At 40.1% G+C, this 14,517-nt stretch carries 12 protein-coding genes; all 12 read left to right on the top strand.

The window, feature by feature from the left end:
* Positions 1-4: 4 nt before the first annotated feature.
* The 12 genes from C8U37_RS08855 to tkt all read left to right on the top strand — a co-directional run bounded on the left by C8U37_RS08855 (position 5) and on the right by tkt (position 14,461).
* Complete coding sequence (locus C8U37_RS08855) at positions 5-1,171, top strand: sugar ABC transporter substrate-binding protein (protein ID WP_170100236.1); 1,167 nt, start codon at positions 5-7, stop codon at positions 1,169-1,171.
* Between the two features lie 45 nt (positions 1,172-1,216).
* Positions 1,217-2,212 carry an ABC transporter permease gene (locus tag C8U37_RS08850; RefSeq protein ID WP_146161822.1) on the top strand — a complete coding sequence of 332 codons (996 nt, stop codon included), beginning with the start codon at positions 1,217-1,219 and terminating at the stop codon, positions 2,210-2,212.
* A 122-nt stretch (positions 2,213-2,334) separates the two neighbouring features.
* Positions 2,335-4,548, top strand: coding sequence for a glycoside hydrolase family 2 protein (locus C8U37_RS08845; protein WP_108032881.1), 2,214 nt, complete (start codon positions 2,335-2,337; stop codon positions 4,546-4,548).
* A gap of 729 nt (positions 4,549-5,277) precedes the next feature.
* Positions 5,278-6,591, top strand: coding sequence for a glucose-6-phosphate isomerase (locus C8U37_RS08840; RefSeq protein ID WP_108032937.1), 1,314 nt, complete (start codon positions 5,278-5,280; stop codon positions 6,589-6,591).
* A 213-nt stretch (positions 6,592-6,804) separates the two neighbouring features.
* Positions 6,805-8,052 (top strand): NAD(P)H-dependent oxidoreductase, encoded by a 1,248-nt coding sequence (locus tag C8U37_RS08835; RefSeq protein ID WP_108032880.1) that lies wholly within the window; start codon positions 6,805-6,807, stop codon positions 8,050-8,052.
* A gap of 149 nt (positions 8,053-8,201) precedes the next feature.
* Positions 8,202-8,588, top strand: coding sequence for a transcriptional regulator GutM (locus C8U37_RS08830; protein ID WP_170100235.1), 387 nt, complete (start codon positions 8,202-8,204; stop codon positions 8,586-8,588).
* A gap of 31 nt (positions 8,589-8,619) precedes the next feature.
* Entirely contained in the window at positions 8,620-9,141 is a 522-nt protein-coding gene (gene srlA / locus C8U37_RS08825; RefSeq protein WP_108032878.1) for a PTS glucitol/sorbitol transporter subunit IIC, read from the top strand.
* 30 nt (positions 9,142-9,171) lie between these two features.
* On the top strand, positions 9,172-10,194 hold the full coding sequence (gene srlE, locus C8U37_RS08820; RefSeq protein ID WP_108032877.1) for a PTS glucitol/sorbitol transporter subunit IIB: 1,023 nt from the start codon (positions 9,172-9,174) through the stop codon (positions 10,192-10,194).
* 12 nt (positions 10,195-10,206) lie between these two features.
* Positions 10,207-10,566 carry a PTS glucitol/sorbitol transporter subunit IIA gene (locus tag C8U37_RS08815; RefSeq protein WP_108032876.1) on the top strand — a complete coding sequence of 120 codons (360 nt, stop codon included), beginning with the start codon at positions 10,207-10,209 and terminating at the stop codon, positions 10,564-10,566.
* Between the two features lie 71 nt (positions 10,567-10,637).
* Positions 10,638-11,579 carry a sugar-binding transcriptional regulator gene (locus C8U37_RS08810; RefSeq protein ID WP_108032875.1) on the top strand — a complete coding sequence of 314 codons (942 nt, stop codon included), beginning with the start codon at positions 10,638-10,640 and terminating at the stop codon, positions 11,577-11,579.
* Between the two features lie 9 nt (positions 11,580-11,588).
* Entirely contained in the window at positions 11,589-12,023 is a 435-nt protein-coding gene (gene rpiB, locus C8U37_RS08805; protein ID WP_108032874.1) for a ribose 5-phosphate isomerase B, read from the top strand.
* A gap of 443 nt (positions 12,024-12,466) precedes the next feature.
* Positions 12,467-14,461 carry a transketolase gene (gene tkt / locus C8U37_RS08800; protein ID WP_108032873.1) on the top strand — a complete coding sequence of 665 codons (1,995 nt, stop codon included), beginning with the start codon at positions 12,467-12,469 and terminating at the stop codon, positions 14,459-14,461.
* The last annotated feature ends 56 nt before the right edge of the window (positions 14,462-14,517 follow it).

The following is a 14,517-nucleotide window of genomic DNA, read 5'->3' as shown; positions in this document are numbered from 1 at the left end:
CAGGATGAAAAAAATGATAAAATTACTTATGAGTGCAACAATGTTATTAGGCTTGGCAGCGTGTGGTGGAGCAGGTGAACAACAAGGGTCCGACTCGACTGCGGCAGGCAACAGTACAGCTGAGGGAGCGTCATTTGATTATGCGGATGTAAAGATTGGTGTACTCGGTCATATGCAGAGCGGAGAGACGCTCGATGCACTAACCGTCTATATGGACGCTTTGTCGGAGGAAGTCGGTTTCTCATATGAGTATGTCGTAGGAAGCAGCTACGATGAGCAGACCAACATAACAGCCGTGCAGAATTTGATTGCATCTGGAGTGGACGGGATTGTTTTGGCGATAGACAGCGGAACACCGGCAATTTTACAGGAGTGTGAGGCTGCAGGTGTATTCCTATCTGCATTCATCACAGACATGGACAGCAGTTTTGATGAGTTAAAGTCAAGTGACTATTATTTGGGAAATGTGAATGATGGCCTGTACGATACTTCCTCAATTGGAGAAAAAGCTGCCGAGTTAGTAATCAAAGATGGTAATACGAACGTAGGCATCGTAACCTTCCCATTACTATACTTCCCACAAAAAAGTGCGGCAATCCAAGCGTTTACGAAAACAATTGAAAGCCATAATGACACTGCGACCGAACCTATTGAAATCTATGAGACTCAGGAGTTAAGTTTTAGTGCATTGGAAGATACATATTTTAATAATTATCCTGAATTAGACTCTATTTTAAGCTTAGCGAGTGGTTTTGTGCATCCTACGATGGTAAGCGCGGATAAGACAGATGTTGATTTGTATACCACAGGATTTAAAAAGGATGATTTAGACGCATTTGAAAACGGAGAAATGAGAATGATGACGTTATCAAATGTCGAAGCTGTAGCCCTTCCTGTTGCCATGATCCTTAATGCGGTGGCAGAGAAACCATTTGCAGATCAACCTGAAGAAGCAGAGCGTATTGATACTTCAGTGGTTTTTGTAACCAACGAGGAAGAGTTAACAGCTTTGGAGGAAAAATGTTTTTACTTCACCGCAGATATAGACCAAGCTTTCATTTCTCCGGAAGACTTCACGCAATATCTTACTGCATATAATCCAGATGCAAGTTATGAGGAGTTCAAAGAAGTACTTGTGAATATGTCTATGGAAGATTTGATGGCCAAATGAGAATAGTAAGACGATTAGTCACAAGGAAATACTGGGGTGAAATTTATGAATAGTAAAACAATGGTCAGGAATATATTGATAACAATATGCTTGCCCATTCTGATGTTCGTGGTTATGTACACGATCACAAAATCGAATGGGATAGACTATTATGGGCAATCGGCCATGTGGAAAGCTATTTTCAGGAATTTGGGGATGGCTGTCACGATGGGCTGCGGGTTAGCCATGCAATTACGTCATGGTAGATTTGACTTTTCGGGTGGGGCTACGATGGTGTTGGCTGGAATTCTAGGTGTCTATTATACGCAACAGTTTAATGGGGGACCGATGATGCTACTGACACTATGTGTTGTTTTCTCAGTAATCATCAGTATGATTACGGCCACAGTCTATGTCACCTCAAAATTGCCAATCATCATTTGTACCATTATGTTAGCGTTAGTTTATGAAGCATTGACTCTTGTTCTTGCAGGAGGCAATGGTGTAAATATTATGGCGAATGTGGGCTTGAATATTTTTGGGAGAGAACCCTACACAATCTATATTATGGTGTTCGCCATGATTTTGTATCAAATTATTCTATCACTTACACCTTTTGGGTATAGAGCAAAACTATTGAGACATGGTCAGCATGTCTCGGTAAACATTGGAATCAACGAGAGAAAAAATGTTATTACAGCTTATGTTTTTTCTGGTATTTTATTTGGACTCGCGGCAACTATCTTTGTATCTCAAAATAAAGTAGAAACATTATCCAATTTATCCTCTACAGGGATTTTGTTCAGTTACATCGCTTCTGTCTACATAGGGATGTTCCTAGGGAAACTTACCTTGGAAATTGTTGGACTTACCATTGGGGCACTAACTATCCAGTTGATGAATTATGGTTTGGGTGCAATGGGTTATGATAGCGGTGGTTGGAATAACATATTCTTCGGAATATTTATGATGACATTCTGGATCATAACCAGTAAGGCTGGTCAGATTGAGATTTTTCTATCGAGCCTATCCAAGAAGAAAGAAATGGGACAGAAGACTTAATTTTTTAGCATAATACCAATCATAGGCCTGAGCATTACTCATTTTGTAGTATGCAAAGGCCTATAAGTATGTATAAATGAAGCGTATGTGAGTTATAAATTAAAAAGGTTGGAGGTTTACCAATGCGGAACACTTATTCATTAAATGAGGGCTGGATATTTAAAAAAAGAGATTTCAGCTTAGAAAAAACAACACCCAAATCTACATCGGAAGAGCGGATAAATTTACCTCATACATGGAACAATGAGGTCAATAATAACAGAGAAGAGTTTTCCTATCAGAGAACAATCACTATCTCAGAAACGCATAGAGACGATAATCTGTATTTAGAATTTTTAGGTGCGAATAGCGTATGCAAAGTCTATTTGAATGACCTGTTTGTAGGAGAACATCGCGGGGGTTATTCGGCCTTTCGATTTGATCTTACGGAATTGTATGATTGGAGTAAGGAAAATGTAGTGACTGTGTTTGTGGATAATAGTCAAACGAAGGATGTGTCCCCTCTTAATGGAGACTTTACAATATACGGGGGCCTGTACCGACCTGTAAATCTGATTTGCGTGGGCAAAGATCATTTCTCTTTAGATTTTTGGGGAACAGATGGAATCATCATCAGGAGTGAGGTCAAAGAGGACAAATCAGGTGTCGTCAATTTAGAAGTACACACAATCTGCGCATCAGATGCGGTAGTAAACATAAAGATACTGGATGAAGGAGATCGTATCATTCATTCGGAAACGATCCCGTCAGACCAAAAAAATGTTGCCATTGAGCTGGATGAACCCATTCTTTGGGACGGGCAAGAAAGTCCGTATTTATATACTTTAGAAGCAACCTTGCAGAAGAATGGAACGGCTGTCGATCAAATCAAGAAAACATTCGGCTTCAGAAGGTGCAGCTTAACCCCTGACCAAGGCTTCTTTTTGAATGATAAACACTTGCGGATAAATGGCGTTGCCAAACATCAAGATTTTGAAGATGTTGGGAATGCTGTAGAAAATCAGCATATCGAAAAGGATTTTGAGATCATAAGGGAGGTTGGCGCCAATGCAATCCGGCTTTCTCATTATCAGCATAGTCAATCCGTTTATGATTTTTGTGATAAAGAAGGATATGTGGTTTGGGCTGAGATACCGATGATGTCTCTGCCTGATAGGGAAGGCGTATTGGAGAATGCGACTGACCAATTAACCGAGCTGATCCTACAAAACTGTCACCATCCCTCGATTTGTTTTTGGGGCATTCAAAATGAAATTGCCATGGACGGAGAATCCCTTGCGATGTACCAAGCAGTAAATACTTTGAATGACCGTGTGCGTGCATTACTGCCTGCTGCCTTGACAGCCAGTGCAAATATGAATGAAGTCAAAAACAACAGTCCATTAAACTTTATTACTGACATGATGGGGTATAATTTATACTTTGGTTGGTATTATGACAGCATGCAAGACTTGAATACTTGGGTTGAAAATTTCCACACAGAAAATCCGCAAGTTTCGTTGGGTATTTCTGAATATGGTGCCGATTCTAATCTGGCTTTCCATTCTGATGATCCAAAAGTGAAGGATTACAGTGAAGAGTTTCAAGCAATCTACCATGAACAAACCTATCCCATCATCAAGGCAAAGTCCTATATGTGGGGAAGTTTTGTTTGGAACATGTTTGATTTTGGGAGCAGCGTCAGAAACGAAGGTGGCACGAAAGGGAAGAACTGTAAGGGGTTAGTCAGCTTTGATCGTAATACTAAGAAAGATGCCTTTTACTATTATAAAGCCAACTGGTCTCAGGAATCCTTTATTCATATATGCGAAAAACGTTTTGTTAATAGAGACAAAGATGTCGTTGACATTAAAATATATTCGAATCTAAAACAGGTTTCTTTAACAATGAATGGAATAGATATTGGAACAATTGAGGGTGAAACCGTATTTTCATTTGAAAATGTACGTTTACAGCCAGGAGAGAACAAGGTTAGGGCATATTCCGACAGTTACGAAGACGTTGCAATCTTCAACAAGGTTGACGCTCCAGACCAATCTTATATTTTTGTAGATCCGAATCCTGAGATAAATGTCAAAAACTGGTTTACACAAGAACGCGGCGAAGTTGACCTTTTCCCGAGTAATGCTTATTCGGTTCTGGACACATTAGGGACTTTAATGGAAAATGAAGAGGCGTGGAATGTAGTGAAAGAATCAGCACCAGACATCGCAGAACGCTCTGTGCCTGGCGCGCCGGTTACATTGCTATGGGTTGCAAACAAGATGAAAAACTACTTCTCTGAAGAAGCTGTCAAAGAGATCAATAACAAATTGATAAAAATTACGAAAAACTGATAGGCTGCCTTTGCACCTCCGGATGCATGTTCAAAAGTAAACTCCGGCATGTCGGCCGCCAGCAACATCGGCTGCTTCCGTCGCGCAAAGGACCTAGAAGTACAATAATCCAACAAAAAAGGCAGGAACGCACCCGCATGCGGGAAGTTCCTGCCTTTTTCTGCAACCTGTTGACCCTGACCCTTCAGCCAAGCCGCAACAAGTGTTTTCTTAATATTATTCTCCTTCAGACAGGGATTTTTTGGATGCGGATGAAAACTTGGTGCCCAAACAGTCGGGAAGCCTGTTTTCGTGCGCACTTTTTGTTTGCGGACATAGCTGGAATTTGTTCATCTACTCTACTTTAGGTCAGCTCATCTATTAGGCGAATCTGGAGTATTAAATTTTATTATGCAAGTTAGACTTAAATTTAAGGCAAGACTTTTTTGATTTCATAATAAATTCAATCAAGCGATAAGATACGCGACAGTAAACTAAAATTCTCGTAGCACGCGAAATTCAGTCCCGGTGTACTTTTAACTATCAAATTACCTTGACATGGAAAGAAGTGTTATATATGATGGTGTTGTGTCATATGACAAATAAGTTGTCATATGGTATTCGAGCTGTTTTTGAAGAGAATGATGTGTTAAAGCTAATGTCTCAAAAATAATTTGTTGGATTGGTTAAGCAGTCGTCTGCACTATTAAACTAAAACAACTGTCATTAGAAGGAAGGAGTCAAGTTATGATGTCAGCAGTTAAATTTGATTATTCAAAAGCACTAAGTTTTTTCTCTAAACACGAGGTTGAGTATTTGAAGCCAGCTATTGAAACAAGCTTTGAAAATTTATTGAATGGAACGGGTCCGGGAGGCGAGTCTCTTGGTTGGATCAAGCTACCACACAATTATGATAAAGAAGAATTTCAAAGGATAAAAAATGCAGCAGAAAAAATCAAAAATGATTCTGAAGTTCTGATTGTAATTGGTATTGGAGGCTCTTATTTGGGAGCGCGAGCAGCTATCGAATTTCTGAACGGTGCTTTCTACAATACGATTGAATCCTCAAAACGCCAGGGACCGCAAGTCATATTTGCCGGTAATTCATTAAGCTCTACGTATTTGGTTGACTTAATTGAATTGATCGGGGACAGAGATTTTTCAATAAATGTAATCTCAAAGTCAGGCACTACGACTGAACCCGCAATCGCATTTCGTATTTTTAAAGAATTGTTGATCAACAAATACGGAAAAGAAGAAGCCAATAAGCGGATCTATGCAACAACAGACAAGAAAAAAGGTGCGGTAAAAATTGAAGCCGATGATGAGGGGTGGGAAACTTTCGTTATTCCGGATGATGTTGGGGGGCGCTTTTCTGTACTGACAGCGGTAGGATTGTTGCCTATTGCAGTAAGTGGAGCAAATATTGACGAGTTGATGCGAGGCGCTGCCGACGCGAATGTGAAATACTCTTCTAAATATTTTGAGGAAAATGAAGCATGTCAATATGCTGCATTACGGAATATTTTATACAGAAAAGGGAAAACGACTGAAATTTTGGCCAACTATGAACCAAATCTGCAGTATTTCTCTGAATGGTGGAAACAACTTTTCGGTGAATCTGAAGGAAAAGACTGGAAAGGAATCTATCCGTCCAGTGCAAATTTTTCTACGGACCTACATTCGATTGGCCAATATATCCAAGATGGGAGAAGAAATATTTTTGAGACCATCATTGTGGTCGAAGAACCCAAACGGTCTATAAAAGTGCCAGTACAACAGGAGGATCTTGACGGTATTGGCTATCTTCAAGGAAAAGAAGTTGATTTCGTAAACAGAAAAGCATTTGAGGGAACGCTACTGGCCCATACGGATGGCGGGGTTGCGAACTTTATCGTCACTATTTCACGGACGGATGAATACACCCTGGGAATGCTGATTTACTTCTTTGAATTTGCCTGTGCAATTTCAGGGTACATCAACGGGGTTAATCCGTTTGATCAACCTGGAGTAGAGGAGTATAAGAAAAATATGTTTATGCTGTTGGGTAAGCCAGGCTATTAAAGAACGGATTTACAAATAGAGCGGATCATTGACCGTCAAAACTCTGAAAAGACTAGGAAACTGGTGCTTTTCAGAGTTTTTTTATTCGCCATAAAAATAAAACAAAAAACTTTTGCCATTACCGTTGACATATGACAAGGGGTGTGGCAAAATACAAAGTGTAAACAACATATGACACAGACAGTGGCATATGACATTAAGGAGGAAAATGACATGACATTATATGGAAAATTGCTTGAGAGAGAACAACAGAACAATCCGATCAAAGTTGGGGTTATCGGTGCTGGGCAAATGGGATTTGGTATGATTTCACAGATTTCAACAATTCCTGGGATGATTGTAGCGGGGATTAGCGATATCAACTTGGATGCTGCAAAAAGAGCGGCAGATGCATACAATGCAAGCGCAGACAAAAAAGTAGACATTCTCATAAGTACGGACTTCAAAGAAATTATCAATTCCGACCAAGTAGAAGTTATTGTGGATGCTACGGGTGTTCCTGAGGTTGGTGCTCAAATATCTCTAGCAACGTTGATTGCCAAGAAACATATTGTGTTATTGAATGTAGAGATTGATATTACGATCGGACCTTTGATGAAGAAATTATATGATGCGGCAGGATTGATCTATACTGGATCAGATGGTGACGAGCCGGCAGCGACAGTTCAGATGTTTGAATTTGCAAAGAGCATGGGTATGGAAGTGTTGGTAGCTGGTAAAGGGAAAAACAATGCATTGAAAGTAGACGCAAATCCCGCTACTGCACAAGCGGAAGCAGACTCTAAGAATATGAACAGCCACATGCTAGCTGCATTCCAAGATGGAACGAAAACCATGGCAGAAATGAACCTTTTGTCAAATGCAATTGGCTTTGTACCTGATGTCGTGGGGATGCACGGGATTTCAGCAGATCTAGATGGCACTGTTAAGAATTTAGATTTAAAAGAAAATGGTGGCGTTCTCAACAAGTTTGGAGTTGTAGAATATATTGATGGTATTGCACCTGGTATCTTCTGTATTGTTAAAGGCCAAAATGAAGGCGTACAGCACGAGATGAACTATCTGATGAAAAAAGGCGACCGTGATCACCACATCTTGTATCGTCCATACCACTTGTGCAGCCTAGAAACACCATTAACCATTGCACGTGCAGTATTAGAACATGATCATGCAATTGTTCCTATGGGAGCACCAGTCTCTGAGACAGTAGCAGTAGCGAAGAAAGACATTAAAGCAGGAGATCCAATTGACGGAATCGGTGGATTCTGCGTCCGTGGAGTATGTGAAACACACGCTGATATGAGAAAGAACGGCAATGTTCCAATCGGATTGGTTGGGGGTAAATCTGTTGCTAAACGCGACATCAAAAATGGTACTTTCTTGACTCATGACGATATTCAGTTGGATGAATCTACTACTGTATACAAGCTGCGCAAATTGCAGGATGAAACATTCGCATAGAAATTTATAATCCTTCATTGCCTGATTTTAAAAAGATACAGCACATTTAACTGTTTCATCTTGTAACAACTGTTGATTTCTTTTAAAATGGGGTATACTTTCTCTCTTGGCAAAAAACCAAGAGAGAAAAATTGAAGGAGGCATTTGCTTTGGAAAAAATAGCAGTTTTAGCTTCAGTAATTATCTTGTTACAGCTGATTCTTAGTCTGTACCAAGTGAGATACTACAATCGCTTTATTAAGAAACTTACTAAAAAATACGAGGGTAGTCATGGGTATCGGTTAAGAACAGAAGTTGCAAAAAAATATTATTCATCAGTCGTCATTGTAGTTGTCCTAGATGAGCAGCATAGGATTGTGGAATGCTTCTCCTACAGTGGGTTGACTATATTTTCAAAGTTCAAAATTTATGACAAGTATGTAGGGGAAAAGATTGATAATCACCTTTTGAACATAATTAAAGGGGAAAAACCTGGTTTGAAATCAACAGCCTTTGAGACTTTAATTTGCAAGGAAATGGAAACGGTTACCCGTTAAATAGTCTGTAAAGATTGAGAGGAGTGTTCACATGCAATTTATAGAGTGGTTTGGAACAAATTTTATAGGTCTTTTTGAAGCAGGTGGTAAACAATTCATGAGTTTTATGACAGGGATCATTCCCTTGCTGATTGTGTTACTCACATTCACCTATTCTCTGATAGCGATCATAGGTGAAGAGAAGATCAATAGAGCGATTGAAAGCAGCGCTAAGCATATGATTCTTCGTTATACTGTAATGCCTATATTATCAGTATTAATGTTAACAAACCCGATGGCTTATACTTTCGGTAAATTTGTAAAAGAAGAAGAAAAACCGGCGTTTTATGATGCGGTCGTTTCATTTTTGCACCCGGTAACAGGGTTGTTCCCTTATGCGAATGCCGGTGAATTGTTTGTATACCTGGGTATCGCAAATGGCGTGATGGAGGCGGGGTATGATCAAGGGAGTCTCGCAGTACGTTATTTCTTATGTGGTATTGTAGTCATGTTTGTAAGAGGTGTCATCACTGAAAAGATTACAAAATTCCTAATCAAACGTGAACAGGTATAAGCGGAAAAATTTAACTACGGAGGCATTCATATGTACAATAAAATTCTCGTGAAAAAGGGAAGTAATGGTTGGGGAAAAGGGTTGGAAATTACGCCCGAAGGTAAAAAAACAAAAATTATTTCTGTTACCGGTGGCGGTATCCATCCAGTGGCGCAAAGGATGGCTGATTTGAGCGGGGCAGAAGTTATAGACGGCTTTAAGAATGCAGTTCCTGAGGATGAAATATTGGCAGCTGTTATTGACTGTGGAGGAACTGCGCGAATTGGAGTTTATCCAATGAAGCGGATCCCTACGGTGGATGTTTTGCCATCTTCTCCATCCGGCCCATTATCCAAGTTCATTACAGAGGATATCTTCGTTTCGGGTGTGCGACCAGATGACATTGAAGTTGTCTCTGAGGCAGGCCCTGCAAAGCTTATCAACGAAAATGCGAACAACAGTGCACCTGAAGAAAAATCGGGTGAAGAGGATTTCCAAACAAAATATGCACAAGCAAAGGAAGAGCATAAAAAGAACAATAGCGGTAAAGGTGGAGTACTGGTTGCTTTTTCAAGAGGAATCGGAAGAATAATGGGTATATTTTACCAAGCTGGTCGCGATGCTGTTGATATGCTGTTAAAAAACATTATTCCATTCATGGCGTTTATCAGTATGTTGATCGGTATCATCAATTACACCGGTATTGGGAACATGATTGCAAACTTGTTAGCACCATTTTCGGATTCAATCGTTGGGCTGGTCATGATCGCATTCATTTGTAGTTTGCCGTTCCTGTCTCCGATTTTAGGGCCAGGCGCCGTTATTGCGCAAGTTGTTGGTGTGTTGATCGGTACTCAGATTGCTGCAGGAACAATTCCAGTAACGTATGCGTTGCCAGCGCTTTTTGCAATTAATGCTCAAGTGGGTTGTGACTTTATTCCGGTTGGTTTATCATTAGGGGAGGCGAAACCTGAGACTGTTCAAGTTGGGGTTCCGGCTATTCTTTATAGCCGTGTAGTAACAGGAGCATTAGCCGTTGTTATTGCATGGGTGTTCAGTATCGGAATGTATTAAGGAGGAGATATTTTGTATTCAACGAAAGTAGTAGAAATTGGAGAAATGGTTCCAGCGTTTGAAGAAGAAATGTTATTGATTCTATTCGGACCTAGTGCAACACCTGAATTAAAATCAATTTGCGTTATCCATGAATCAAGTGGTCAGCCAGATAATATTTTACAACTGGGTACATTGATCGAAATGGGTGGTACAACATACACTGTTACCCAAGTAGGCGATGCTGCAAATAAAAATTTTGACGAATTGGGTCATGTTTCCATCTATTTCCGTTCGGGAGAGAATGAAATCTTGCCCGGGGCAATCATAGCCGAGCCAGAAGTATATCCTTCTATGCAACCCGGAGATATTATCAAAATTGTGAATGATTAATCGTTTCGGTCTGTGTTGTCCAGTAAATATATGGTATATTTTACTTAAATTGAAGATTAGGAGACTCTGATATGGATCAATTTGAAGAAAAAGACTTCGTTAGAATTGCTACCATGTATTACGAAGAAGGAATGACACAGGCTGAAATTGCTAAAAAAATCGGTGTTTCACGTTCTCTGATTTCTAAAATGCTACTTGATGCCAAAGAGGCTGGGATAGTAGAGGTATTCATCAATAGTAAGAGTGCTTTTACTGTTGATCTGGAGAGAAAATTAGAAAAAAGATTTGCTTTACAGCGTGCGATAGTCATTGATACATTGGAACAGGAAGAAACTGAAATTGATAAGATGGCAAGCAGGGCAGCAGCTCTGTATCTGCAAAAAATATCTAAGAACATAAATAATGTTGGTATTTCTTGGGGGAAATCATTGCGGGGATTGGTGGATCACTATCCTTATACAAACCAGTCGGATATAACTGTATTTCCTTTAATTGGTGGGATGGGGGATGACCACGTCGACATTCATTCCAATCAATTGTGCTATGACTTAGCCAGAAAAATGCGCGGTAAGTCAAAATATCTTTATGCACCTGCGCTGGTATCGAATAAGCGGATCAAAGAAGAACTGAGTAACAATTCTACTATTCATGCTGTTATAGAAGAAAGCAAATTGGTGGATATAGCCTTAGTGGGTATCTCCAGTCCTTACGAAAACAGTACAATGGTTAAGATAGGTTACATCAATGATCAGGATATAAAAGAGTTATCGGACAACAATGTTGTTGGAGACATCAACTCCAGATTTTTCGATTCAGAAGGAAAAGAAGTAAACTGTACTATAAATCAGAATGTTATGGGTATTAATTTACATGAAATCGGCCAAATAGCAACTGTAATGGCCATCGCATATGGTGAAAACAAATACGCTGCAATTGAAGTTGCGTTGAAACATCATTTAGTGGATGTGATCGTTACAACTGATAAAATAGCTACAAAATTATTAGCGAATTGAGGAAAATTTATGAAGATTGCTATAGCTTCTGATCATGGCGGGTATGAGTTAAAGCAAGCGATAATAAGTCATTTATCCGATAAAGGGTTCGAAATTAGTGATTTTGGCGTTGATACTTCAGCGGTAAGTGTAGATTATCCGCATTATGCTAAAAAAGTAGCCCATGCCATTATCAATAATGAAGCAACCAGCGGCATCTTGGTATGCGGTACTGGTATCGGGATGAGCATTGCTGCTAATAAGGTTCCGGGTATTCGCGCTGCTGTCGTAGGCGATGTTTTCTCAGCAAGAGCCACAAAAGAGCATAATAATGCGAATATTATTTGTTTGGGACAAAGGGTTCTTGGAGAGGGAACGGCTCTTATGATAGTGGACGAATGGCTATCTTCTGATTTTTTGGGAGATCGTCATCAAACCAGAATTGATTTAATTGAAGAAGTATAATCCAATAATTTATACGAGGAATTTTCCATTACATTACGGTGTTATCTTTTTCACAAAGAGAGGGAATTCCTTGTTATAAGATAGCCTTTTCAGCAGTGTTAAAAACTGTTGGAAAGGTTATTTTTTATTTTAAAAATATGGAATCGCAAAAAAAATAATTTTCATATGTCAAATGACAAAAGCTTTGACATATGACATAAAGGTGATATAATTGTTACATATCAACAACCTGAGGGGTATGGTTTTTGTCAGTAAGGATACGCTCATTAAATCCATGAGCATATCCATAAGTGATTCAAAGACAGCTTACACTCAAGAATGCTAGGAAGGTTTTGCTCTTTATTTTGAATAAACAGGAAAAATATAATCATCGCGTTTGTTCAATACTGAATAAGACTATGTCGAAAAGTCAGCTGCCACAACAAATTTAGGAGGAATTCATTATGTTTGATAAGATTGACGAACTAAGCGTAAACACAGTACGGACGTTGAGTATTGATGCTATTCAAAAAGCCAATTCGGGGCACCCGGGGTTGCCGATGGGAGCCGCTCCAATGGCTTATGCACTTTGGACGAAACACTTGAAAATTAACCCAAAAACTTCAACAAAATGGGCTAATCGAGATAGGTTCGTTTTATCTGCGGGGCATGGATCTGCGTTATTATATAGTTTACTTCATTTAGCTGGATACAACGTGACAATCGATGACTTAAAGAATTTTCGCCAGTGGGGCAGCAAAACGCCAGGACATCCAGAGGTCGGACATACGGATGGTGTAGAAGCAACTACAGGACCGTTGGGACAAGGGATTGCGATGGCAGTCGGCATGGCAATGGCAGAAGAGCATTTAGGGGCAGTGTATAATCGTGATAATTTCAAAGTAATGGATCATTTTACCTATGCCTTGTGTGGCGATGGTGACTTGATGGAGGGTGTTTCTCAAGAAGCATGTTCGATGGCAGGCCATATGAAGCTTGGCAAATTGGTTGTGTTATATGATTCAAATGACATTTCGCTTGATGGTCCGACTTCAAAAGCATTTACTGAGAATGTTGGTGCTCGTTTTGAGGCGTATGGTTGGCAGCATATTTTAGTGAAAGATGGGAATGATCTGGAAGCTATTTCTAAAGCCATAGAAGAAGCAAAAATGGATACAGAAAAGCCAACCTTAATTGAAGTTAAAACAGTTATCGGTTATGGTGCACCGAAAGCAGGTACTTCGTCTGTCCATGGTGCTCCAATCGGCGCGGATGGTGTCAAATGCGCTAAAGATACTTATTGTTGGGAATATCCAGACTTTGCTGTTCCAGAAGAAGTTTCGAAACGATTTAAGGAAACAATCATAGATAGTGGAGAAAAGGCAGAAGCATTTTGGAACTATAAATTTGAAGAATATGAAATGAATTATCCTGAACTAGCTAAACAATTCAAACAAGCATTTGCTGGTGAACTTCCAGCAAATTGGGACTCAGAATTACCTAGCTATGAAGTTGGGTCCAGTCAAGCGAGTCGCGTTTCCAGTAAAGAAATCATTCAAGCTTTATCCAAGGCTATCCCAACTTTCTGGGGTGGATCTGCGGACCTTTCAGCCTCAAATAATACGATGGTGAGTGTCGAGAAGGATTTTGAACCAGGTCAGTATGAAGGACGCAATATTTGGTTCGGAGTGCGGGAATTTGCGATGGCTGCGGCAATGAATGGCATTCAATTACACGGTGGGACACGTATCTATGGTGGAACATTCTTCGTATTTGTTGATTACTTGCGTCCGGCTTTACGACTGTCTGCCATTCAAAATATTCCTGTCACTTATGTTCTGACCCATGATTCGGTGGCGGTAGGTGAAGACGGCCCGACGCATGAGCCGATTGAGCAACTGGCTAGTATCCGGAGCATGCCGAATGTGCAAGTAATCCGGCCGGCTGATGGCAATGAAACCCGTGCTGCTTGGAAGCTTGCGATGACTACCAAAAACAAACCGACTGTTTTGGTGTTAAGCCGACAAAACTTGCCTGTACTTGCTGGCACAGTAGACGAAACAGATGAGAAAGTTGCCAAAGGCGGTTATGTCGTTTCAGCTCAAAAAGGGGAAAAACCTGACGGGATTTTGATTGCAACTGGTTCCGAAGTTGCTTTAGCTGTCGAAGCACAGCAAGCACTGGCGGCAGAAGGGTTTGACCTATCGGTTGTTTCACTTCCAAGTTTTGACTTGTTCGAGTCGCAATCCGATGAGTATAAGGAATCTGTGCTCCCAGCGGCAGTAGAAAAGAGAGTTGCAATCGAGATGGCATCCCCATTTGGTTGGGAGCATTACGCAGGAGCTAAAGGGAAAACAATTACGATCAACCATTTTGGAGCATCGGCACCGGGAAATCAAATTATGGAAGAGTTTGGTTTTACGGTAGAGAATGTTGTAAATACATATAAATCATTATGAGTTAATCAAGTCTCGTGAGTGGGTAACAAAAGAAGTAACAAAGCAAATTAAATAGC

It is taken from the genome of Trichococcus patagoniensis (genome assembly GCF_003051085.1).
Classification (GTDB): Bacteria; Bacillota; Bacilli; order Lactobacillales; family Aerococcaceae; genus Trichococcus; species Trichococcus patagoniensis.
The sequence above is the reverse complement of the archived record's forward strand: the minus strand, read 5'-3'. Positions and strand labels throughout refer to the sequence as shown.

Coding starts and splice junctions, on each gene's coding strand:
- C8U37_RS08845 (WP_108032881.1), top strand. CDS start 2,335: ATGCGGAACACTTATTCATTAAATGAGGGCTGGATATTTAAAAAAAGA.
- srlA (WP_108032878.1), top strand. CDS start 8,620: ATGCAATTTATAGAGTGGTTTGGAACAAATTTTATAGGTCTTTTTGAA.
- rpiB (WP_108032874.1), top strand. CDS start 11,589: ATGAAGATTGCTATAGCTTCTGATCATGGCGGGTATGAGTTAAAGCAA.
- srlE (WP_108032877.1), top strand. CDS start 9,172: ATGTACAATAAAATTCTCGTGAAAAAGGGAAGTAATGGTTGGGGAAAA.
- C8U37_RS08810 (WP_108032875.1), top strand. CDS start 10,638: ATGGATCAATTTGAAGAAAAAGACTTCGTTAGAATTGCTACCATGTAT.
- C8U37_RS08840 (WP_108032937.1), top strand. CDS start 5,278: ATGTCAGCAGTTAAATTTGATTATTCAAAAGCACTAAGTTTTTTCTCT.
- C8U37_RS08835 (WP_108032880.1), top strand. CDS start 6,805: ATGACATTATATGGAAAATTGCTTGAGAGAGAACAACAGAACAATCCG.
- C8U37_RS08850 (WP_146161822.1), top strand. CDS start 1,217: ATGAATAGTAAAACAATGGTCAGGAATATATTGATAACAATATGCTTG.
- tkt (WP_108032873.1), top strand. CDS start 12,467: ATGTTTGATAAGATTGACGAACTAAGCGTAAACACAGTACGGACGTTG.
- C8U37_RS08855 (WP_170100236.1), top strand. CDS start 5: ATGAAAAAAATGATAAAATTACTTATGAGTGCAACAATGTTATTAGGC.